Origin of the sequence: Bacillus sp. BS3(2021) (genome assembly GCF_021043345.1) — a bacterium.
Classification (GTDB): Bacteria; Bacillota; Bacilli; order Bacillales; family Bacillaceae; genus Bacillus; species Bacillus paralicheniformis.
On record NZ_JAJNDM010000006.1, the window covers coordinates 142,872 to 165,135 of the forward strand.

Annotated in this window: 27 protein-coding genes; 1 reads left to right on the forward strand and 26 read right to left on the reverse strand. The window is 47.3% G+C overall.

What is annotated here, in order from left to right:
* Window positions 1-17: 17 nt before the first annotated feature.
* From LQ247_RS14860 to LQ247_RS14945, 18 genes are all read right to left on the reverse strand, one after another.
* On the reverse strand, window positions 18-521 hold the full coding sequence (locus LQ247_RS14860; RefSeq protein ID WP_411220885.1) for a YpoC family protein: 504 nt from the start codon (window positions 519-521) through the stop codon (window positions 18-20).
* A complete protein-coding gene (gene nth, locus LQ247_RS14865; RefSeq protein ID WP_224067142.1) occupies window positions 518-1,180 on the reverse strand; it encodes an endonuclease III in 663 nt (220 codons plus the stop codon). Before nth ends, LQ247_RS14860 begins: the two co-directional genes overlap by 4 nt.
* 16 nt (window positions 1,181-1,196) lie before the next feature.
* A complete protein-coding gene (locus tag LQ247_RS14870) occupies window positions 1,197-1,895 on the reverse strand; it encodes a DnaD domain-containing protein (protein ID WP_023857421.1) in 699 nt (232 codons plus the stop codon).
* Between the two features lie 74 nt (window positions 1,896-1,969).
* A complete protein-coding gene (gene asnS / locus LQ247_RS14875) occupies window positions 1,970-3,262 on the reverse strand; it encodes an asparagine--tRNA ligase (protein WP_144499151.1) in 1,293 nt (430 codons plus the stop codon).
* A 148-nt stretch (window positions 3,263-3,410) separates the two neighbouring features.
* On the reverse strand, window positions 3,411-4,595 hold the full coding sequence (locus tag LQ247_RS14880; RefSeq protein WP_023857423.1) for a pyridoxal phosphate-dependent aminotransferase: 1,185 nt from the start codon (window positions 4,593-4,595) through the stop codon (window positions 3,411-3,413).
* A gap of 21 nt (window positions 4,596-4,616) precedes the next feature.
* Window positions 4,617-5,102 carry a cell wall elongation/penicillin-binding protein regulator TseB gene (tseB, locus tag LQ247_RS14885; protein ID WP_020451926.1) on the reverse strand — a complete coding sequence of 162 codons (486 nt, stop codon included), beginning with the start codon at window positions 5,100-5,102 and terminating at the stop codon, window positions 4,617-4,619.
* A 9-nt stretch (window positions 5,103-5,111) separates the two neighbouring features.
* Window positions 5,112-5,282 (reverse strand): YpmA family protein, encoded by a 171-nt coding sequence (locus LQ247_RS14890; protein ID WP_003182913.1) that lies wholly within the window; start codon window positions 5,280-5,282, stop codon window positions 5,112-5,114.
* Window positions 5,283-5,434: 152 nt separating this feature from the next.
* Window positions 5,435-8,227 (reverse strand): ATP-dependent DNA helicase DinG, encoded by a 2,793-nt coding sequence (gene dinG / locus LQ247_RS14895; RefSeq protein ID WP_231006221.1) that lies wholly within the window; start codon window positions 8,225-8,227, stop codon window positions 5,435-5,437.
* A gap of 123 nt (window positions 8,228-8,350) precedes the next feature.
* On the reverse strand, window positions 8,351-8,734 hold the full coding sequence (panD, locus tag LQ247_RS14900; protein ID WP_003182918.1) for an aspartate 1-decarboxylase: 384 nt from the start codon (window positions 8,732-8,734) through the stop codon (window positions 8,351-8,353).
* The gene (gene panC, locus LQ247_RS14905) at window positions 8,734-9,600 is read right to left on the reverse strand and encodes a pantoate--beta-alanine ligase (RefSeq protein ID WP_095291607.1); all 867 of its coding nucleotides are present in this window, start codon (window positions 9,598-9,600) and stop codon (window positions 8,734-8,736) included. The genes panD and panC overlap by 1 nt, the downstream gene beginning before the upstream one ends.
* Window positions 9,601-9,602: 2 nt before the next feature.
* Window positions 9,603-10,436, reverse strand: coding sequence for a 3-methyl-2-oxobutanoate hydroxymethyltransferase (panB, locus tag LQ247_RS14910; protein ID WP_020451930.1), 834 nt, complete (start codon window positions 10,434-10,436; stop codon window positions 9,603-9,605).
* Between the two features lie 248 nt (window positions 10,437-10,684).
* The gene (locus tag LQ247_RS14915) at window positions 10,685-11,668 is read right to left on the reverse strand and encodes a bifunctional biotin--[acetyl-CoA-carboxylase] synthetase/biotin operon repressor (protein ID WP_023857428.1); all 984 of its coding nucleotides are present in this window, start codon (window positions 11,666-11,668) and stop codon (window positions 10,685-10,687) included.
* Complete coding sequence (locus tag LQ247_RS14920; protein WP_048350231.1) at window positions 11,653-12,846, reverse strand: CCA tRNA nucleotidyltransferase; 1,194 nt, start codon at window positions 12,844-12,846, stop codon at window positions 11,653-11,655. The genes LQ247_RS14915 and LQ247_RS14920 overlap by 16 nt, the downstream gene beginning before the upstream one ends.
* Complete coding sequence (bshA, locus tag LQ247_RS14925) at window positions 12,806-13,987, reverse strand: N-acetyl-alpha-D-glucosaminyl L-malate synthase BshA (protein WP_025811230.1); 1,182 nt, start codon at window positions 13,985-13,987, stop codon at window positions 12,806-12,808. Before bshA ends, LQ247_RS14920 begins: the two co-directional genes overlap by 41 nt.
* Complete coding sequence (gene bshB1, locus LQ247_RS14930) at window positions 13,987-14,688, reverse strand: bacillithiol biosynthesis deacetylase BshB1 (RefSeq protein WP_020451935.1); 702 nt, start codon at window positions 14,686-14,688, stop codon at window positions 13,987-13,989. The genes bshA and bshB1 overlap by 1 nt, the downstream gene beginning before the upstream one ends.
* Complete coding sequence (gene mgsA / locus LQ247_RS14935) at window positions 14,681-15,094, reverse strand: methylglyoxal synthase (protein WP_020451936.1); 414 nt, start codon at window positions 15,092-15,094, stop codon at window positions 14,681-14,683. Before mgsA ends, bshB1 begins: the two co-directional genes overlap by 8 nt.
* Before the next feature lie 19 nt (window positions 15,095-15,113).
* A complete protein-coding gene (dapB, locus tag LQ247_RS14940; protein ID WP_050820863.1) occupies window positions 15,114-15,917 on the reverse strand; it encodes a 4-hydroxy-tetrahydrodipicolinate reductase in 804 nt (267 codons plus the stop codon).
* A gap of 12 nt (window positions 15,918-15,929) precedes the next feature.
* On the reverse strand, window positions 15,930-16,268 hold the full coding sequence (locus LQ247_RS14945; protein ID WP_023857432.1) for a nucleotide pyrophosphohydrolase: 339 nt from the start codon (window positions 16,266-16,268) through the stop codon (window positions 15,930-15,932).
* 137 nt (window positions 16,269-16,405) lie between these two features.
* Between LQ247_RS14945 and LQ247_RS14950 the strand changes: the two genes are divergently transcribed.
* Window positions 16,406-17,278, forward strand: a complete 873-nt coding sequence (locus LQ247_RS14950) for a YitT family protein (protein ID WP_023857433.1) — start codon at window positions 16,406-16,408, stop codon at window positions 17,276-17,278.
* A gap of 44 nt (window positions 17,279-17,322) precedes the next feature.
* On the opposite strand, the gene ypjB is transcribed toward LQ247_RS14950, so the two are convergent.
* From ypjB to LQ247_RS14990, 8 genes are all read right to left on the reverse strand, one after another.
* Window positions 17,323-18,123: a sporulation protein YpjB gene (ypjB, locus tag LQ247_RS14955; RefSeq protein WP_035338516.1), complete on the reverse strand. Its 801-nt coding sequence runs from the start codon at window positions 18,121-18,123 to the stop codon at window positions 17,323-17,325.
* Window positions 18,124-18,197: 74 nt separating this feature from the next.
* Window positions 18,198-18,764, reverse strand: a complete 567-nt coding sequence (locus LQ247_RS14960) for a DUF1405 domain-containing protein (RefSeq protein WP_371268734.1) — start codon at window positions 18,762-18,764, stop codon at window positions 18,198-18,200.
* A gap of 70 nt (window positions 18,765-18,834) precedes the next feature.
* Window positions 18,835-18,984: a hypothetical protein gene (locus tag LQ247_RS14965; protein WP_164468298.1), complete on the reverse strand. Its 150-nt coding sequence runs from the start codon at window positions 18,982-18,984 to the stop codon at window positions 18,835-18,837.
* 35 nt (window positions 18,985-19,019) lie between these two features.
* Entirely contained in the window at window positions 19,020-19,787 is a 768-nt protein-coding gene (locus LQ247_RS14970; RefSeq protein WP_020451942.1) for a menaquinol-cytochrome c reductase cytochrome b/c subunit, read from the reverse strand.
* Window positions 19,788-19,819: 32 nt separating this feature from the next.
* A complete protein-coding gene (gene qcrB / locus LQ247_RS14975) occupies window positions 19,820-20,494 on the reverse strand; it encodes a menaquinol-cytochrome c reductase cytochrome b subunit (RefSeq protein WP_003182952.1) in 675 nt (224 codons plus the stop codon).
* A 2-nt stretch (window positions 20,495-20,496) separates the two neighbouring features.
* Window positions 20,497-21,003, reverse strand: coding sequence for a QcrA and Rieske domain-containing protein (locus LQ247_RS14980; RefSeq protein ID WP_003182954.1), 507 nt, complete (start codon window positions 21,001-21,003; stop codon window positions 20,497-20,499).
* Between the two features lie 146 nt (window positions 21,004-21,149).
* Complete coding sequence (locus LQ247_RS14985) at window positions 21,150-21,596, reverse strand: YpiF family protein (protein ID WP_025811228.1); 447 nt, start codon at window positions 21,594-21,596, stop codon at window positions 21,150-21,152.
* Window positions 21,597-21,678: 82 nt separating this feature from the next.
* A complete protein-coding gene (locus tag LQ247_RS14990; RefSeq protein WP_020451944.1) occupies window positions 21,679-22,218 on the reverse strand; it encodes a ReoY family proteolytic degradation factor in 540 nt (179 codons plus the stop codon).
* Between the last annotated feature and the right edge of the window lie 46 nt (window positions 22,219-22,264).

Consider the following 22,264-nt stretch of genomic DNA (forward strand, 5'->3'; position numbering starts at 1 on the left):
AAAAAGCCACTCACAGTTTAGTGAGTGGCTTTTTTATGATTGATGGTAACATATTTATAAAATTGCTTTTTCATTTCCGTAAACAATTCGTCAAGCTGAATAAAACAATGATACTGCGTTGGTTTCTGGAGGATAAACTCGAGGCGTTCCGTCCAGTTCATCGGCTTGGCTCCAAAATCCTTACGGGTGATAGCCTCCCAGTTGAGACTTGTGACAGGCTCCCCCATCGTCCAGTGAAGGCTTGCGATCAAGCAGCACACCCCGTTCAGCATATCATCCTGGCTGCACCTTGACTTTCTCGTTTTAAAGACGGGCAGAAGCTTTTCTTTTGTACGCTCCCAAGCCGCAAACAGAAGCGGAACCCATTCTTCCGCATGCTCCCACGGCTTGTCCTCTTCTATGTCCTGAAAAAAATCGCAGCAGAGCGGATTTTCCAAAAGAACGTCAAGCCTTTCGCCGGATTCCGGTCTTCTCTTACGCAGCGTTTTTTCGTATTCGTCCAACAGAGAAACGCTTGTCACGGCATCTTCACCAGCCCTTTTTTATATCGTTTTTGCCCTTCCCTGCACAGAGAAAACAACGGGCATTCTTCACATTTCGGCCTTTGCGCCTTGCAGTGATAGCGTCCGAAAAAGATCAGGCGGTGATGAGTAACGGACCACTCTGATTCAGGCACTTTTTTCATCAGCGTCTTTTCGACTTCCGTGACCGAATCCTTCCATCTGCAAATGCCGAGCCTTTTTGAGACCCTTTCCACGTGGGTGTCGACGGCAATGGCGGGAACACCGAATGCAACGGAAACGACGACATTGGCGGTTTTTCTCCCGACGCCCGGAAGTTTCACCAGCTCGTCCCGGTCTTTCGGCACTTCACCGCCGTATTCTTCCAGCAGCATTTTGCAGAGCTTTTGAATATTTTTTGCTTTATTCCGGTATAAGCCGATCGATTTGATGTCCTGCTGCAGCTCTTCAAGCGGAACAGCAAGATAATCTTCAGGCTTTTTATATTTTTTGAAAAGCGTTTTCGTCACTTTATTGACAAGCGCATCTGTGCATTGGGCCGATAAAGCGACGGCGATGACAAGTTCAAACGGATTGTCATGGACTAATTCGCATTCAGCATCCGGAAACATTTCACCGATTGTTTCTAAACAAAACTCGATCTGTTTTTTTGTCAGCATGTCTTCACCTTTCACTTTATTGTTCAAGCCAATTGTAAAAAGGAACCTGTCTTGTATACTCCTTTTGCTCACTCTGCCGCGGTGCGGTCTTCCGCCTGAATCTTTGGCTGTAGTTTGCGGCTTGTTCGACTGTTGAAATGCCGTTTTTCTTCCACTCAAACAAAATCCGGTCAATGTAGCGGAAATTGAGTTTTCCTGATATGACGGCTTCTTTGAGAGCTTGTTTGATCAGCTGTGCATCGTGATGATCCTGGTCAAGCCAGATGCTGAGCGTCTCGCATTCAAGCGGAGACAGCGGCCGCGCAAATTCCTCTTCAAAGATCGTATAAAGGCTCTTCTCTTCGCCTTCATTCTGTTCAGCGAGTTTCTTCTGCTCGTCCATTTCAAGATGCTCAAACAGCTTGCCCCAGAGAGGTTCGAGCGAATATTTTTCAAACTTAATGCCGTTCTGGTCTTCGCATTCTTCTATATAGATGAAGCCTTTTTGAATGAACATTCTCAGCATGTTCATACATTGTTCGGTTTCAATCGACATCGTCTTGCTTAATTCCTCCGGCGTCGGAAAAAATGAACCTCTTTCAACATGCATTTTAATGTTTAAGAGCAGCATGAATTCTGTCTCATTTAAGCCAAGCTCCCGATAGTTCAAAAAAAGCAGATTCGGAATGGTGACAGATCCCATCTCCTGCATCTTAATAAAGTGCTGTTTTTTCATTTGATACACCTCTTACCTTCCAGTATATCATGGATGACTGTGAAAAAGTCTCCTGCAATCAGGAGACTTTTTTCTTAAGGATATAAGCGATTTAATAGTCTTGGGAACGGAATCGTTTCGCGGACGTGCGGAGAACCGCAGATCCAGGCAACCGTCCGTTCGAGTCCGAGTCCGAATCCTGAATGCGGAACTGAGCCGTATTTTCTCAGCTCTGCATACCATTGATAAGCATCCGATTCTAAACCATGCTCTTTCAGGCGCGCTTCGAGAAGCTCAAGATCATGGATCCGTTCAGATCCGCCGATAATCTCACCGTAGCCTTCAGGCGCAATCAAGTCAGCGCACAGTACGACATCGTCCCTGTCAGGTGCAGGCTGCATATAAAACGGCTTTAATGATGTCGGATAGTGTGTAATAAATACCGGCTTGTCATAGCTTTCGGCAATCGCCGTTTCGTGAGGAGCGCCGAAGTCATCGCCCCATTCAATATCGTCAAAGCCTTTCTCTTTTAAGAACTGAATCGCTTCATCATACGTGATTCTTGGAAAAGGCGCTTTGATAAGCTCCAGTTTGGAAGTGTCTCTGCCGAGCGTATTCAGTTCAATTTTGCAGTTTTCAAGTACGCTTTGAACGATGAAAGAGACATAGTTCTCTTGAACTTCAAGGTTTTCATTGAATTCGACAAACGCCATTTCCGGTTCGATCATCCAGAATTCAATCAGATGGCGCTTCGTTTTTGATTTCTCAGCTCTGAAAGTCGGCCCGAATGAAAAGACTTTTCCTAAAGCCATTGCAGCAGCTTCCATGTAAAGCTGGCCGCTTTGCGAAAGGTAGGCATCTTCGTCAAAATACTTTGTCGCAAAAAGCTCTGTCGTTCCTTCAGGTGCGCTTCCCGTCAAAATCGGAGGATCGACTTTAACAAAGCCTTCCTTATTGAAAAATTCGTATGTAGCGCGAATGATTTCATTGCGGATTTTCATCGTTGCGTGCTGCCGTTTTGAACGGAGCCACAAATGTCTGTGATCCATCAAAAATTCTGTTCCGTGTTCTTTTGGCGTAATCGGATAATCTGTCGCTTCATGGATGACTTCAAGCGATGTGACTGCAAGCTCGTAGCCGAGTGGCGAACGCTCGTCTTTTTTGACGACGCCTTTTACATATAAAGATGTTTCCTGTGTGACAGATTTAGCGGCTTGAAATGTTTCTTCGTCCACTTCCGCTTTGACGACGACTCCTTGGATAAAGCCTGTCCCGTCTCTAAGCTGCAAAAACGCAATTTTGCCGCTTGAGCGTTTGTTGGCGATCCAAGCGCCGATTGTTACTTCTTCACCAACATGCTTGTACACTTGGTTTATTGTTGTTTTCACTATCGTTTCCCTCCAAAACACGAAAGAATTCGGTCAAGCCCTCATTCTTTCTGACGTCCATAACGTATATTATACCTTTTTTGATTCGATCAGGTCAATGCAGCTTGCGTGCATGCAAAAAGCGTCCAGCTGCGGACGCTTTCTGCTTCTAGCGGCTGCGATTCACGACAAAGCGGCGAATCCGTGCGACCGCTTCTTCCAAAAGTGACAGGGATGTCGCATACGACAGACGGATGTTGTCCGGTGCGCCGAACCCTGAACCGGGAACGATCGCAACTTTTTCTTCTTCCAAAAGCGCTTCGGCGAATTCATCAACGCTTGAAAAGCCGCACGATTCTGCCGCTTTTTTTGCATTCGGGAACAAGTAGAAGGCCCCTTCAGGCTTCAGGCATGTCAATCCCGGAATGTCAACAAGCAGTTCATACACCTTGTTCAGCCGATCTTCAAAAGCTTTTCTCATCTCTTCAACAGGCTCGTTTGGTCCATTGTAAGCGGCAATGGCTCCGTATTGTGCGACAGATGTCGGATTTGACGTGCTGTGGCTGGCAAGGTTCGTCATCGCTTTAATGATCGGTTCGCTGCCTGCCGCATACCCGATTCTCCAGCCGGTCATGCTGTGTGACTTGGAAACCCCGTTGATGATTACGGTTTGATTTTTAAGTTCTGGAGAAAGCTGTGCGATGGATACATGTTTTTTTCCGCCGTAAATCAGCTTTTCATATATTTCATCAGATACGATTAGAATGTTGCGGCGAAGGCATACTTCACCGAGCGCTTTCAGCTCTTCTTCCGTATACATCATGCCTGTCGGATTGCTTGGGGAATTGATGATCACAGCCTTCGTTTTTTCCGTGACGGCTTTTTCAAGCTGCTCCGGAGAAATTTTGAAGCTGTTTTCCTCAAGGCCTTCCACAAATACCGGTTTGCCGCCTGCAAGCTTGACTTGTTCAGGATAGCTGACCCAGTACGGAGTCGGAATAATCACTTCGTCCCCTTCGTCGAGGAGCACTTGAAATAGGGTGTAAAGAGCATGCTTTGCACCTGTGCACACGATAACTTCAGATTGGCGGTACTCGATTCCCTGATCGCGCTTGAATTTTTCGCGGATGCTGTCTTTCAGCGCCGCAAGACCTCCGGAAGGCGTGTATTTGGTATGTCCTTCATTCATCGAACGGACAGCCGCCTCAATGATGTGCTCAGGCGTATTAAAATCCGGTTCACCCGCCCCAAGACCGATGACGTCGTGCCCTGCCGCTTTTAAATCTTTTGCTTTTGCAGTGATTGCCAGTGTTGCAGATGGTGTTAACGCTGATACTCTTTTAGCTAGATTCAACTCGATTTCCCCCTGTTTCGTCTAAGGCGTAATATTTTTGTGAATTTTTCCGTTTATAAAGTCCACATAGCTTAAACTGTACTGCCCATCTTTATTTAAGTATGTAACTTCCCACAATAGAACATTGCCTTCCCTTGCAAGGTGCACCTCTTTAAGCTCAGACACAAGGCCTTCATCCTGAACCGCTTTTGAAGCCTGGCGGCCGGTAATGCCGTCTGCCGCTTTTTTGTAAATCGTTTTCTGCTTTTTGTCAGCAGGCACCCAAACATACATTTTGCCGCCTTTTTTGTCCGTCCCTGTGACAATGTACTGCTTTTCTTTGCCGACAAACGTCTCCACGCTGTCAACTTGTTTTAAGCCTGCTTCCTGCTTGGCTGTTTCGGCAGCCTGCTCGTGGCCGCTTTCTTTCTGATCCATAGCGGTACGGTAGACATTCGCTCCCGCAAGAAGTGCTGTTAAAAAGATAATACCAAATATCAGTATGAAAATTAATGTTTTTTTGCCCATTTTCTGCTCCTAAGTACGATAAATCGTAAAAATGGCCTGTTTTTGATCTTCTTCATCGAGAGCGAGGCCGAACATGAGATCATCGCGTTTGAGCGTGCGGTTCAAAAGGTCGACGATTTTATACAGGTCTTCTGAATGCTCGACGCTTACGGTAGATAAAATTTCGATTTTGTTTTCCATTTTTCAAATACCTCCGAACGAAACAATAATTGTAATTCATACTCTCTGTGCCTAAAGCCATACTAGTTGTTACAACGGGATAACCGTTTAAATAAACAGCCTAAAAAATAAAACCTTAATCCACACCATTTAAGAGCCGCTTTATGCGGCTTTTAGCCGTTTTTCCCGGCTATGTAGGCTTCAAGTTCAAGGAATGTAGGCTCCATGACTTTTGCAGGGGGCAGAGCCTTCATAAACACCGTACCGTAGGAAGAGGTTCGGATGCGGCGGTCGAGAATCACGACCGTTCCGCTGTCTTTCTCCGAGCGAAGCAGCCTGCCGATGCCCTGCCTGAATGCCAGGACAGCTTCCGGCAGAGATACCGCTTGAAACGGGCTTTCTCCCCTTCTCTTTGCCCGGTCACACTTGGCTGATTCAACGGGGTGGTCTGGCGGCCTGAACGGCAGCCTTGCGATGACCAGCGTCGTCAGCTCGTCACCCGGAAAGTCAACGCCCTCCCAAAAATGGTTCGTTCCGAGAAGAACCGCATGGGGATACGATCTAAACAATTTCATAACCTTGACGGGGCTTCCGCCGGAAATCCCCTGTGCAAGGAGCTGACAAGGAAAGTCTTCCTCTTGTTTTATTGCATGGTAGACATCTCGCAGCATATCATGAGACGTAAACAGGACGAGCACTTTGGCGTTTTTCTGTTTTGCAAGCGCCTTGACATAACGTGAGACATCTCGAATATAGTCTTCAGGATCGTTTTGAATCGGGCTGACATCCGTCGGAATCATGATGTTCATATGCTTATCATAAGAAAAAGGCGCCTCGATTTGCAAGGTCCTCGGATAGAAATCGCTTAAACCGAGCTTTTTGATCATATAGTCAAATGAGTTCTCGACGACAAGCGTCCCCGATGTGAGCACAACACTTTTTTTCTCGGTGAAAAACCGGTCGGCCAGAATTTCGCTTGTATCAAGCGGCTGAGCGTAAATGGCCGCGGCGTTTTTTGCGCCCTTCGCGTCAATTTCAATCCAGACGACCTCATCTTCGACAGGGTCAAACATCAAGCGGGCGAGCGTCTTTCGATATTCTTCAAGGTCGTCCATGCATGAATCGTATTCCTCTAACAAAAACACCTGGCGGCTGGTGAAGGAAGCCTGTTTTTCAGCGAGGCTTTTCTTTTGATCCGAAAACAGCCGGTGCATGTCATACAGCAAGGAACACAGTCTTCTCGCGCTTTCTTCAAGCCTGTTCCATGCCCTGCTTTCACCGATTTCGCCGATCTTATATAAGAGACGGTTGAGATCGTTTCTTGGTTTCCTCCGCTTGACAAAAGAATGAACAGCCGTAAAGAACAGATCGCTTTCTTCAAGAAGCTGAGCGAGCCATTCGTCCATTTGGAAAAAAGATTCTGGTGAAATGCCTGCTGACCGGTAGAGGCGTTCGGCTTTTTTTAAAATCCCCCTTTGTTTGAGGGTGCCGAGCCGCATCAACCTTTTATGGAGAAAGACATAGTCTGCTCTTGCCCCATACTGCTCGCCCGCTGCGCGTTCAAAGTGATGGGCTTCATCAATAACAAACGTATCGGCATCACCGGTATGAATTCGCTGATTGGCTTCGTCAGTCAACAGAAGCGCATGATTGGTAATGATCATATCAGCCTTCTGCGCCCGCGCTTTGGCTCTCTCATAAAAACACAGTTTCCTTAAGCTGCTGTTTTCTGCATATGAATGCGAATCATATGCCAGTCTGTCCCACAGAAGCTTTCCGCCTGACGGAAGATTAATTTCCGATAAATCGCCCGTTTCTGTATCTGTCAGCCAGACGAGAATTTGCGCTTTTGCAAGGACGCTATCATAATTGTCATCATCTTCCTGTAAAATATGCTTGAACTTGCGAATGGATAAATAATGAGAGCGGCCCTTTAAAACCGCGGCTTTGACCGGGAAAGGAAAAATCTTTTCCAAAAGCGGGATATCACGGTTGATCATCTGTTGCTGAAGCAATGTCGTATATGTGCTGATCACGACCGGCTTGCCTGTTTGCTTGGCGCGGATTGCAGCCGGCACGAGATATCCGAGCGTTTTTCCGATTCCAGTGGCAGCTTCGATCAGAGCATGCTCATGATTTTGAAAAGCGGTCCAGACCTCCCGCATCATTTTCGTCTGTCCTTCTCTCTTGTCAAACCGGTCGTTCAATGAAGAAAGCCCGCCGTCTTTTTCCCAAATAAGCGGCTCTGTCTGCGGGTCCCGGCTCTTATGACCGGCCTCTTCATCCTCGTCTTCAGGGGTCCTGATCACAAAGGAACCAACCTTCATAAAGCCGGCATCAAGTTCGGCATCGGCACCTTTTTCAGCGATCAAGCCGTCAAAAAGCTCCTGCGCGTCACTGATCAAATGCCAGGATAGACGTCTGATTGATTTCAAAACCGGAATCGGCAGCCTTTTCAGTCTGTCCATCATATGTAAAAAGATCAAAGCGGTCACTTCCGCATCGCTGTCAGCCCTGTGCGGGTTTTCATGGCGAATCTGAAGCTCTTCGCTCAGCTCAGTCAATTTATAGCCGTCAAAACCCGGAAAAACGATTCTCGAAAGCTCCACCGTATCGAGAACGCTGCATTCAAGCTCGCCAAAACCGGCCTGCTGCAGCTCATACTTTACAAAAGCAAGATCAAAATGAATGTTATGAGCGATAAAACAGCTGTCTTGAAGCAGCTCAAAAATATCTTCGGCAATCGCCGAAAATGGCTCTTCATTTTCAACCATTTCATTCGAAATTCCCGTCAGCTGCTCGATAAAAGCGGGAATCGGCTGATTGGGATTCACATATTTGGAGAAACGTTCGGTCATTTGTCCATTTTCAATCACAACCGCTGCAATTTGAATGATTCTGTCGCCTTTTTTCGGCGAATTCCCTGTCGTTTCCACATCAATGACCACATATCGTTGATTGTTCATTCAATGGACACCTCAATTTCGATACCTTCGACAAAAGTGTAACACGTTTTAGAAAGATGCGGGGAAAAAGCTTCGCCTTCTACTCTTTCTAAACGATATGAAAGCCCCCTAAAGGCAAGGGGGCTACAGAATGGTACGGGCGGGCTCCTGACCCAGCATTTCCTCGATTTCGTTTCTCTCGTTCAAAACGGCAACCTTCGGCTTATGGGTCTTTGCTTCCTCTTCAGACATCATGGCATAAGAAACGATGATGACGACATCTCCCACTTGAACAAGGCGGGCGGCAGCTCCGTTTAAACAAACGACGCCGCTCCCCCTTTCACCGGGAATGATGTACGTTTCCAGCCGGGCCCCGTTATTATTATTCACAATTTGCACTTTTTCATTTGCCATCATTCCGACGGCATCCAGCAAATCTTCATCAATTGTCACGCTGCCGACGTAGTTCAAATTGGCTTCCGTCACTCTCGCTCTGTGAAGTTTTGCGCTCATTAACGTACGGTACATCATAAATCCTCCTTTTGATCTGCCGGGATATCGACGATGATATTATCAATTAAGCGGGCTTTGGAAAACTGAACGGCAACCGCTATGATGACTTTTCCAGTCAATGGCTCCCTGATCTCCAGATCGGGATATGAATAAATATCCGCATAATCGATGACACCGCTCGTTTTTTCAAGAATGCTCCGAACCTCTCGCTTAACAGCTTCCGCATCCCTCTCTCCATCACGGATCAGCTCGGCGCCGCGCTGAAGGGCTTGATAGAGAGCGGGTGCTTCCTGCCGTTCTTCTGCTCGCAGGTTGACATTTCTTGAGCTTTTGGCAAGCCCGTCTTCTTCCCGTTTTGTTTCAACCGGGATCAGCTCAATATCCATGAAAAAGTCGTTGATCAGCCCGTCGACAACGGCAACCTGCTGCGCATCTTTCATGCCAAAATAAACCCTTGTCGGAAAGGTGAGATTGAACAGCTTTGTGAGCACTGTTGCGACACCGTCGAAATGACCTTCCCTTGAACGGCCGCAAAGGACGTCCGTCCGCTTTTTCACGCTTGCGGTAACCGTCGGCTCCTGACCGTACATTTCTTCAGGCTCAGGAGTGAACAAGATGTCCACTCCTCCGTCAGCCGCAAGCTGCCGGTCCCTTTCGATATCTCTCGGGTACGCTTCATAGTCTTCACCCGGACCGAACTGCATAGGATTGACAAAAATGCTCATCACGACAATATCATTGTCTTTTCGCGCTTTTTCCACAAGCGACATATGGCCTTCATGAAGGAAGCCCATTGTCGGCACAAAACCGATCGTTTTGCCTTCTTTGCGATAATTTTTCGTTACATTTTGTATATCTTTTGCTGTATGGATCTGAATCATGCTTATTTCCCTCCGTATAATCCTTCAAGAACTTGCTGATCGATACGGAATGAATGAGCATCTTCAGGAAACACGCGGCTTCTGACATCCTCAACATATCCTCGAAGCGCTTGTTCAAGCGGCTGATCGATTTGCACATACTGTTTTACAAATTTAGGCGTCCGGCTTACTCCGTGTCCAACAACATCGTGGTAAACGAGAACTTGTCCGTCTGTACCAGGGCCTGCTCCAATGCCGATGACAGGAATCGTGAGCTCCTTTGAAATCTGTTCAGCGAGCGCTGCCGGGACGCATTCGAGAACGAGCGCAATTGCGCCTGCTTCTTCACAGCGCCTGCTGTCTTCAATCAGCTTGCGGGCGCTTTCTTCATCTTTCCCCTGAACTTTATAGCCTCCCAAGACACCGACGGATTGAGGAGTCAAGCCTAAGTGGCTGACAACAGGTATTCCGCCGCGTGTTAAAGCCGTGATCGTCTCAAATACACCGTCACCGCCTTCAAGCTTCAAAGCATCGGCTCCGCTTTCCTGAACGATCGCCGCGGCATTATTCAGAGCGCTTTCCAAAGAGCAGTGATAAGACATAAACGGCATATCCGTCACCACAAACGTATCTTTTGCCCCGCGTTTTACGGCTTTTGTATGGTGGATCATATCAGCGACCGTCACAGATACGGTCGAATCAAGGCCGAGCACAACCATGCCGAGCGAATCGCCGACAAGAATCATATCGACGCCGGCCTGTTCGGCAAGCTTTGCCGCCGGGTAATCGTAGGCCGTCAGCATGACGATCGGCTCTCCCTCTTGTTTCATTTTTAGAAAATCAATCTTTGTCTTCATGTTTTCTCCTCCTCTTTTTCAGAGGAGATGAGCTGCCGTGCTTGCATGAGCATCTTTTCGGACAGCAAAAAAACCTTCCGGCAAGAAGAAGGATTTCGAATCGTCCGTGTTCGGCAAGAATCATCCCTCTGTCCCAGTCCTTTTTGGATCAAGGCAGACTGTTTTTTATCAGTTGCATGTTTTCCAGGTGCAGTTCCTACAGGATACTGCCCATCCGAAGTATACCAAAAACGCATGGATCCTTCCAACTATGACGGATTTATATCGATATCGGCGGAGTATATTTTTTTGATGCCGTCACTCGTTTCCAGGATCAAGACGCCTTCTTCGTCTATTCCCAGCGCTTTGCCGTGAAACGTTCCGTTCAGCGTTCTGGCCGTCAATTCACGGTTCAGGCTCAAAGCGTAGCTCTCCCATAAAAGCTTGATCGGTTCGAAACCGTAGGCGAGATAGTCTTCATACCTTTTTTCAAATGCCGCCATTATCGTTTGAATCAAAGCGGCTCTGTCGATTTTTTCACCGCTTGCGAGACGAAGGCTTGTCGCTGTTTCTTTTAATTCTTCCGGAAAGTCGCCAGCAAGCTGATTGACGTTGATCCCCATTCCGACGATGACAGAATGGACCTGATCGGCTTCCGCCTGCAGTTCGGTTAAGATCCCGACGACTTTTTTGCGGTTGATCAAAATATCGTTCGGCCATTTGATTTCAGCTGCGATGCCGGTTTGCTCTTCGACTGCCTGAACGATCGCGACTGCGGCTAAAAGCGTCAGCTGCGGCGTTTTTTGCACGGGCATTTCAGGTCTTAAAATGATGCTCATCCAAATGCCGTTTCCTTCTGGGGAATGCCATGCTCTCGCCATTCTTCCCCTTCCTTCAGTCTGCTTGTCGGCAACGATGATCGTTCCTTCCGGCGCACCGTTGTTTGCTAGCTCATGGGCGATTTTTTGAGTTGATGAGACGACATCCTGAAAATGGATGGTCTGTCCCATTTTTTTCGTTTTTAACCCGAGCCTGATTTCATCTTCGGTGATTTTGTCAGGTTTTTTTATCATTTTATAGCCGAGCTTTCGGACCGCTTCAAGTTCATATCCCGATTTTCTCAGATCTTCGATATGCTTCCAAACGGCGGTCCTTGAGCATCCGAGCTCTTCGCTGATTTTCTGGCCTGAAATGAATTCGCCGTCGGCCTCTGTAAACAATTGAATGAGTTTCTTTCTTAAATTTGACTGCATGAATCCAGCCACTCCTCTATGGCTTTTTTTTGATTGGCAAGCTCCCCGTTTAACACGGCCCGCTCAATCCGTTTCAAATCATCGGACACCCATTTCCCGGCCGGCTTCTTTCTGAAATTCAACAAATCGCTTCCAGACACCGCCAGGTCTTTCAGGCTTTTAATCGGAAGCGCGCGGTACGACTGTCTGATTTCAGCCAGCCGCTTTTCATCGATTGCCTGCTTGTCCCTTAAGCTGCGGATGGCGGAAGCGGACAGCAGCGTCTCTTCCCCCGCCTCATACATCGAGACGGCATCCCATTTTTGATCGATTCGTTCAGCCGTCAGGAGCGCCTGTTTTATGACTTTCCCCGGAAGCTTCCACCCTTTTAAAAACTGGTGAGCCTCAGCGGAATCGAGTGATATCATGTGAATGAAAGCCGCCCATATATCCGCTCTTTTTTGAAGTTGGTAAAAAGGAAAAGCACGGGCAGCCAGAACGCGCTCCTTTTTGCCGTCCAGCCCCGGAAGCTCTTTGTAAAGCCCTGTTTCAGCCGCCGCTTCCAAAGCCCTGTCCGCCGCTTTTCCTTTTAAAAGCTTTTCGAATTCAACCGTTTTCCGCTCTGTAGAAATATGAGCCAAGAGCAGACGGTTTTCGCAAATCGCTTTTTTTGTATTTGGAGAAAGCTCAAACTCGAGCTGACTCATAAAACGGAGCGCCCGCAGCATGCGTAGCGCATCTTCGTGAAAACGCTCCGCCGGGTCGCCGACCGTTTGAATCAATTTTTCCCGTATGTCGCGGAGTCCGCCGAAATAGTCGATCAGTCTCCCCTGTTCATCCATCGCCATGGCATTAATCGTCAAGTCCCGCCTCTTCAGGTCTTCTTTCAGCGATTTGATAAACTGAACGCCGCTCGGCCTTCTGTAATCCTCGTACTCAAGCTCTGCGCGAAAGGTCGTCACCTCATAGGATTCTCCTTCAAAGAGGACGATGATGGTTCCGTGTTCCTTTCCGACATCAACGGTTTTCGGAAAAATGGCTTCAATTTCTTCCGGGGATGCATCTGTAGCGATGTCAATATCACCGATATCCCGGTTCATTTGGGCATCCCTGACAGATCCGCCTACAAAGTAGGCCTGCCGGCCGTGTTTTTTCAGCTCACGAAGGAGAGGAAGAGCCTTCAAAAAGAGATCCTCCATTGTCACACTCCCCGTCTGTTAATTGTTGATAAATTTCTTCATATTGCGCGATGATTTTACTGGAAGAAAAGCGCTCCTTGATGCTTTCTAGCGCCGCTTCCGCAAACTGGCGCTGCAGGCTTTCATCAGTCAGCAAATGGAGCGCTTTACGAGCTGCGCCTTCAATATCTCCTACATCGACCAAGTAACCGGATTTACCGTTTTTGATCACCTCGGGAATCCCTCCGATATTGGTGCCGATGCACGGAACGCCGCAGGCCATCGCCTCCAGCAGCACTAAACCGAAGCTTTCCTTCTCGGACAAAAGCAGCTTTAAATCGCTGATGGCGTAAAGCTCTTCTACGCTGTCCTGTTTGCCCAGGAAAAGAACATCATCTTTTAGTCCGAGCTGTCTGACAAGCTGGCAGATCACGGTCATCTCCGGCCCGTCGCCGACGAGAATCAGCTTCGACTTCATTCGTTTGACAATGCGGCTGAAGACATGGATGACGTCCTGCACGCGCTTCACCTGTCTGAAATTGGATACGTGGATGATCACTTTTTCATCAGGGGCAATGCCGTACTGCTCTTTCAGCGAATGATGCTCCTGCTTTTTTAAATACACGCGCTCATCCACAAAATTATAGATCGTTTCGATTTTTTTGTTCGGTTTGATCAAATCGTACGTTTGCGCGGCAAGAGCTGAAGAAACCGCTGTTACGCGGTCAGACGACTCGATCGCAAACTTGATCAGATCTTTTAAAGACGGATCATAGCCGAGAACGGTTATATCTGTGCCGTGCAGCGTTGTGACCGTTTTAATGTTTCCGTTCAGCATTTGCTTCGCTAAAAAAGCGGAAATCGCGTGAGGCACCGCGTAGTGGGCATGCAGAACATCAAGCTGTTCCCGCTTCGCCACCTCCGCCATTTTGCTGGCCAAAGCCAAATCATACGGCGGGTGCTTAAACACGGCATATTGATTGACTTCGACTTCGTGAAAATAGATGTTGGAATACACTTTATTGAGCCTGTACGGAACACTTGATGTAATAAAATGAATTTCATGTCCTTTTTCCGCAAGGAGCTTGCCGAGTTCGGTAGCGATAATTCCTGATCCTCCGACACTCGGATAACATGTGATTCCGATTTTTAACTGTTTCATCATCCGCCCCCAAATAAATCGTTGTTTAACAGAAGAGTCCGCTTTGAAAAAAACCCTTCCGCGTATGCGACGCCGACCTCTTTTCCCAAAAGCTTTTCCCTTGCTTCGACCGTTTCAATATATCCGTTCGTCAGCGGTGTTTCAACCGACTGCCGGGAACGGGTGAACTGGCTCTGATAAGCAGCAAGGCTTTCCTTTTTTTGATTGATCGTTTCGGAAATGTCGATGACAAATTCAGGTTTGTGAAAACCGTTGATCATATAGTAGTACACGTTTTGGACTTTATGGGCCGGCTGTTTTTCTGCATCTTCGTATTTATGTATTCCAGCGGAAAAGACCGCTTCTTCGACGATTTCCGCTGCGTGCCCGTGATCGGGATGCCGGTCCTTCGGATAAGGGACAAAGACAAGCTTCGGCTTATGTTTTCGAATGACGGCAACCGCTTCCCTGATCGCCTCCTGGCTGGGAAACAGCCCCCTGTCCGGCAGCGTGAGGGAAATCCGCGCGCTGGCGCCGAGAATGTCGGCCGCCTGCGCCGCTTCGCTTTTTCTCGTTTCGACTGTTCCGTTTGAAGACAGTTCAGCCTGGGTTAAATCGCAGATGCCAATTTGAAAGCCTTTTTTAGTATATTTGGCAATGGTTCCTCCCATGCCGATTTCTACATCATCGCTGTGCGCGCCGAAAGCCAGTATATCAAGCATCTCGATCCCCGCCGTGGACAATGTTTCTGAATTCAAACGCGCCTTCCTCGACAGATCGGATCAAGATTTCCGCCGTTCCCATATTGGTGGCGAGCGGAATGGCATAAACGTCAGACAAGCGGATAAGAGCTGACACATCAGGTTCGTGCGGCTGGGCCGTCAGCGGGTCTCTCAGAAAAATCACAAGGTCGATGTCATTTTTCGCGATTAAAGCACCGATCTGCTGGTCTCCGCCAAGCGGTCCCGATTGAAAACGCACGACGGGCAGCCCTGTCGCTTCGGTGATTTTTAAACCGGTCGTCCCTGTCGCAAACAGCTCGTGCTTTTTTAAAATATCTTTATAAGCGGTCGTCAGCTGAATCATGTCCTGTTTTTTTCGGTCATGGGCAATTAAGGCGATTTTCAAAGCGATTTCCCCCTTCTTGTTACTCTATGATATTTTCAAGGCCGTAGACAAGCTGATCGATTTTCATCACTTGTTCAACAGCCAGTTTCACACCAGACATAAAAGATGCGCGGTTGTATGAATCATGACGGATTTTCAAGGTTTGGCCGTCTCCGCCGAACATCACTTCCTGATGGGCGATCAATCCCGGCAGACGAACGCTGTGGAGACGGATTCCGTTTTGATCGGCTCCTCTTGCTCCCGGCAGAATTTCTTTTTCATCCGGATGCCCCTGCGTTTTCGCTTCGCGAACAGCCGAAATCATTTCCGCCGTTTTCAAGGCCGTTCCGCTTGGTGCGTCAAGCTTTTGATCATGGTGCTGTTCAATGATTTCGACATCGGTAAAATAGTTGGCAGCCATTTGCGAAAACTTCATCATCAACACGGCTCCGAGCGCGAAGTTTGGCGCGATGATGGCTCCGATCCCCTTCTCGTCGGTCAGTTCCATAAGCTCGTTCAGGTCACTCTCAGAAAATCCTGTCGTTCCCACAACAGGACGGACGCCGTGCTCCAGCGCGATTTTTGTATGTAGCTTGCCGATTTCCGGCGTTGTCAAATCAATCAGAACGTCCGGAGCCGTTTCTGAAAAGCATTCGGTAATATCGGTGTAAATGACGGCTTCTGAACTTGATATCATCACGTCTGACAGCTTTTCACGGTTATATGTACGGTCGATTGCACCGACAAGCTCAAAATGTGCGGTATCTTCAACAAGTTTGACCGCTTCGCTTCCCATTCTTCCGCGCGGTCCTGCTATTGCGATTTTAATGGTCTCCTTTTGCATCTTGATTCTCCTCTACTTTCCTTCTTCTTTTCTTGTCCAGCGGTCTTTGTCACGGGTGTTGAACTTCTCCATGACCATATCATGCGCTTCATCCAATGATATATGAAGCGAATTCGCAAGACAAACTAAAACGAACAATACGTCGCCGATTTCTTCATCGATCTTTTTTTCCGATTCGGTTTTTTTCTTCGGTTTTTCACCGTAATGATGGTTGATTTCCCTCGCCAGTTCGCCAAGCTCTTCCGTCAGCCTGGCCATCATGGCAAGCGGACTGAAATAGCCTTCTTTAAACTGGCCGATATATTCGTCAACCTCACGCTGTATATCTTTCATCGTTTTTTCTTTCGTCATGCTGACAAAACCTCCTGTCATCTCTTACATGTTAGCGAATTCAAACAAGTTTGACAAATGTTTAAGACGGGTTTGCTGTTTTAAAACGGATACACTATAATATTAACGCCAGCTTATGGAAGGAAAGGAGTTTTTTTATGTTCGGAGACATCAGAATGAAAAACGTCCTGTTTATTTTAGCAGGCGCCGCTGTTTTTTCCTTTGGACTCGTTCATTTTAATATGCAGAACAACTTGTCGGAAGGCGGTTTTACCGGCATTACCCTGCTGCTTTATTTCCTGTTTAACATCGATCCTTCCATATCCAATCTGGTGCTGAACATCCCGGTCTTCTTCATCGGCTGGAAACTCCTCGGCAGAACGGTCTTCTCATATACCATTCTCGGCACAGTCAGTCTGTCGGTGTTTTTATGGATTTTTCAGCGCTTCCAGATTCATATGCCGCTACAAAACGATCTTGCGCTCGCGGCTCTTTTTGCAGGCGTGTTTATCGGTACCGGATTGGGCATTATTTTCAGATACGGCGGAACGACGGGCGGCGTCGATATTATTGTGCGGCTGATCAACAAATATTTTCAAGTGCCGATGGGCAAAGCCATGTTTGTGTTTGACGCCTGCGTCATTACATTATCCCTTATTTTTTACCTCTCCTATAAGGAAGCGATGTACACGCTTGTTGCCGTATTTGTCGCCTCAAAGGTCATCGATTTTATGCAGGAAGGCGGTTATGCTGCAAAAGGCGCCACCATCATCTCTGAAAAGAACGACCAGATCCAGCGCAAAATCATTGAAGAAATGGAAAGAGGCGTCACGGTTTTAAAAGGTCAGGGGTCATATACGAAAACAGAGCGGGACGTTCTCTACTGCGTCGTTCCGAAAAATGAGGTTTTCCAGCTGAAAAACGTGATTACCTCGGTCGACCCGCACGCTTTTGTAGCCGTAAGCGACGTACACGACGTTCTGGGAGAAGGGTTTACGCTTGATGAGAACAAAAATCCCATCACACGCTGATTGAAGGTCAGCAAAAAAAAGAAGCTCGCGATCAGCGGAGCTTCTTATTTCGGCCAATCTTTTTCTCTTTTTCTGCGCCTGTCCTCTTCAGCTTTATACTTTCTGAAACCGACATATGTCAGCGTCGAGAGGATAATGCTTCCTGTCGTCAGGATGACCCATAACAGTGAAGGGTCTGCATCATCTTCTTCTACTTGATCAAACACATCTTCCAAATCTTTTTCCAAAAGCGTCAGCCTTTCCAGCTTGCTGCTTTCCGTCATTTGCTGAAAGCCCCCGTTTTCCACGACTGCAATATGGTTGGAGACGCTTTTTAACTGCTTTGGCGAAACATCAATCGTTAAGCTTGGATAAATCGTATCATACAAGGATAAAAAATGATTCCACTTTTCCCTGAATGTCAGGTTGTCTTCTTTCTGAATCCCGGCCTTCAAAGCGCTGAAAGAATCCATGATCGGCTTTTTCAAACTGCTCCACAGCGGATCATGGTCAGATTCTATGGCGTCCATCAGCATTCTAAACTGGGCAGCGGCTTTAAATTTCTCCTGCTGTGCGACATCTTCGCTTTCCAGCCTTTTCAGCGTATCATGGTAGGCCAGACTGACCTGGCGGATTTCCGAGCCTGTCATAATACCCTCTGTTTCCCCATTCTCCGCTGCTTTCAGCCGTTTTTCAAAGTATTGAAGAATTTGTACCGCTTCCTCATATTGAGACTGCCTTGTTAGCTGGAATACCGTATCTGACAGTTCCGTCAATTCCTGCAAAGCCAATGATTCTTTCGCTTTTAAACCGGCCGCAGGAAAAACAAGCGCAAGCATCATGCAAAGGATCACCTTTCGTATCATTACGGTCCCTCCCACTCCTTCTATTAAAGCGTATGAAGAGAGGGACAAGGTTAGACCTAGATTGTGAATCCGTGTTACAGCTTAAAAGCTTTCCGGGACAAAACCAAGTAATAGGCCAAAGCGATCGAAGCGATACTGAGCCAAAATGTAAAATAGCCGATCTGCGGCATATATTGATCGAGCATTGAATAATTCGGCATCATGCCAAACAAGTAATCAATGACATCATTATGCAGCGTCCAAACAGCCGCAAGCGCCAAATGCCACCCTTTAAACCGGTAATGAGGGGCGTACAGCACGCCTTGCACAGCCATTGCGAAATGCGACGCGATCAGCATATAGCCCGTCCAATGGAGGCTTCCGGACACCGCAAGCACAAGAATATTCATCACAACCGCCCACAGCCCGTATTTGACGAGCGTAACAAGCGCAAGCGCCTCAAAGAGAGGAGCATTCCTTCCCAATAAAAGTCCGATGAGAACAAATAAAAAAAACAATGTCGCCGTCGGGCTGTCGGGAACGAAAATCAGAAATTTCGCAGGCGTATTCGTCAGTTGCGGAAGGTACCAGTAATACCCGTAAACCGTACCGAAGAAATTAATGATCAAAAGCAGCAGAAGCAGCGGCTTTTGAGCGAGCATGTAGGAAATCAGTTTCAAAGCAATCAACTCACAGTCTCTTTAAATAAAAAAAGCCGCCGCCGAGTCAGCTTCACAGACTGACCGCAGAAACGTGCGCCAAGAAGCAGCGGCCTTTCCGGCTTCCGTACGGTTCACGATCAGCAGCGGTCAAAATTGAAAAGGCCATCGACATCGTCGACAGCCCGAGAGGCTGACTTGGCGTCAGCTTCAGCTCTATCAAGAGTATAGCCTGCCTTCATCAACTTGACAACCGTTTTATTTCGCCGTTGTTTCGGAGATGAATTTAGACAGTTCTTTAAGCTCTTTATCAGATCCTTTAAAAACGCCAGCAGGCATTTCGCCTTTTCCTTCCTTGGCGATTTTCGCAATCTCTTCCGGAGACAAGCCGTTGTCAACGAGAGACGGGCCTGCCGCTCCTCCCTGCATGTTGTCTCCATGGCACGAAATACAGCCTTGCTCCTGATAAATCTTATACCCTGCTGCACTCGTATCTATATTGGCCTCTTCCTTGATCTTACCCTGCTCTTCAGCAGCGGCCCAGTCGTGGGTGACAACGGACTGCCATGTTAAGAAAATCGTCGCTGAAATTGCCAAAAGCATCAACCCTACGGCAACCGGGCGTTTAAACGGCCTTCTTTCAGGGCCTCTGTCAAGAAACGGTGCCAATAATAGCGCTCCGAATGCAATTGTCGGGATAATAATTGCGCCGACCACCGTATACGGCCCGGCAGCATATTCGTATTTCAGCAATTGGTAAAGAAATAGAAAATACCAGTCTGGCAAAGGTATGTAGCCGGTATCGGTCGGATCTGCCATCCGCTCGAGCGGAGGCTCATGCACGATGGTCAGCACGAGAAAACCGACAAGGAAAACCGCCCCGACCATCCATTCTTTCAACAGGAAATTCGGCCAGAACGCTTCCGTTTTCCCTGGAAATTCGGAATAATCTTTTGGAATATTCGGTTTTCTTTCCGCCGGGATCCGTGAATCACCGACAAACTTCATCCCTTTTCCCCTCTTCATGCCATCCCCTCCTTCTCAATTGAGTCGCTCGCTTACAGCGGCCCAGAAATTCCTTGCTTGCGAATCATGATAAAGTGTGCAGCCATCAGTCCGAACAGAGCGGCTGGCAGGAAAAAGACGTGTATGGCAAAAAAGCGCGTCAACGTCTGAGCGCCGACAATATCCGGATGACCGGCAAGCAGCGTTTTAATTTCCGAGCCGATCAGCGGCGTCGCCTCAGCAATCTGCAAACCTACTTTTGTCGCAAACAGAGCTTTCATATCCCAAGGCAAAAGGTAGCCTGTAAAACCTAAACCGAGCATGACAAAGAAGATCAAAACGCCGACAATCCAGTTCAGCTCTCTCGGCTTCTTATAGGCCCCCTGGAAGAAAACCCTGAGCGTATGAAGAAACATCATCACAATGACCAAGCTTGCACCCCAGTGGTGCATTCCCCTTACAATCTGTCCGAACGCCACTTCATTCTGCAAATAATAAACAGATTCCCAGGCGTTTTTAATATCCGGAACGTAATACATCGTCAAAAACATGCCGGACAGCACCTGAATCACCGTAACGAAAAACGTCAATCCCCCGAAGCAGTACACGAAAGCTGAAAAATGGTGAGCCGGGTTCACGTGTTCAGGAACTTCATGGTCGGCGATGTCCCGCCAGAGCGGCGTAATGTCAAGTCTTTCGTCCACCCAGTCATAAATTTTGTTTAGCATGATCACCCATCCTTCCTCGGCTTGGCTTTCCCTAAGTAAAGGTAGCCGTCTTTAACCTCTTGCTCATAGCGGTCCAAAGGAGCAAGCGGCGGAGTTCCGGGCACGTTGGTACCATCCTTTTCATAAAGTCCGTAATGGCACGGACAAAAGAACTTATTCGGATTTTTAGGATCGCTGTTCCAGTTGACCGTACACCCCAAATGTTTACAAACCGGTGATAAAGCTACAATTTCGTCCCCACTTTTGAAAACCCACGCTGATCTCGATTCTTCCGATTCGTACCAGGCATCCACTTGTTTGATTTTAAAATCGAAGCGCTGCGGTTCATTTGTCAATTCATCAACGCTGACAACCTGAACCATGTCCTGATCTTCAGTCGGCCTTAAAACCGGATCGAGCGCGAAGCGAACCATAGGCATGAGCATCCCCGCCGCCATAAAGCCGCCGACTCCGGTCAGCGTATAGTTTAAAAACTGACGTCTGGATACCCGATGTCTTTTTTCGCTCATCTTCATATCCCCCCTCAAGTCCCCAGCTACAATATAACTGAAATAGAAAAAAATTCATGAAACTAGGACACCCTCATAATATATCAATATTTTAGGAAGGTCAACATTCCCAAAATCATTATACAAAGGAAATGTAAGTGTTTTTATTAAGAGTTCCAATATTGTAACAAAATGTTCAATATTTGCTCAATTTGGTCTTCCAGCAGCTTCTGCTTTAACGAATCCTTCATATGTTCGAGAGGAATCGCCGGAACCCACAGCAGCTTTTGCTCGCTTTCGAGCACCTGCTTCCAGCGTTCATCCGTCGTTAAAAAAACGATGTGGCGAAAATGTTTTCCGGCCATTTCTTTTAAATCGGCGATATGCTGCGCCGATTTTTCATTCGCATCTAAATATGTACAGGGCGGAAACAAATAGATTCTGCCCTTCAGCTGCCTTTCAAGTTCTTCTGCAAGTATAGACGTAAATTCCCCTTTTGATACGGCCGATTTAAACTGATCTCCCAAATTAACCGATATTAAAGGGATGACAGCTGTATCGATGTATTCTTTCGCGTTCAAGTAAATATCCGCATCGTGCGTATTCCATTTCACGGCTCCCGGCCTCCTCGTTTTGACAGCGCTTTCTCCGGAGCTGAACAAGCCTTGCTCTCGGCAAGGCTTGATTGGCAGCGGATTATCGCAGCTGGCTCAGTTGTTTAGCTAGTTTTTCGAAGCTCTCTTTATCTTGGCGGTCAAGCGCTTCATCGATTTCCCGCAGCAGCTTTTGTCTCTGAAAAGTGGAAATGGAATGCTCCAAAATCTGTTCAGCGACAATTTTATCTTTTTCATTTTCATATAGGTCTTTCGGAATATGGGGGTTGGCTTCGAGTACCGCCGCATATTCCGGAGAATTATAGGCTGAGCGGAAGTTCAGCTGGATAAAGAGATCCTGCTGCTTATTCAGCCTGATATCATGAAATGATTTTTCTGCATCGGTCGTCATGACATTTTCTTTATAAAAACGAAAAGGCACTTCCTCAACGCAGTGGGTAGACATGATAATGCCCCTCGGACAAAATTCGGCCTGCTCGACAAAATGCACTTTTTCCATCAGCGAGTCATGGCTCATTAAATAATTCAGAATCCATACACACTCTCTTCGTTTCAGCTGATAATGGTTGAGAAACCAGCGGATAAAATCTTTTTTTTCATTGACAGAAACAGGGGTCTGCATGTTATTCCCTCCTCTATCGCATCTTGTGTATTACTTTATAAATTCC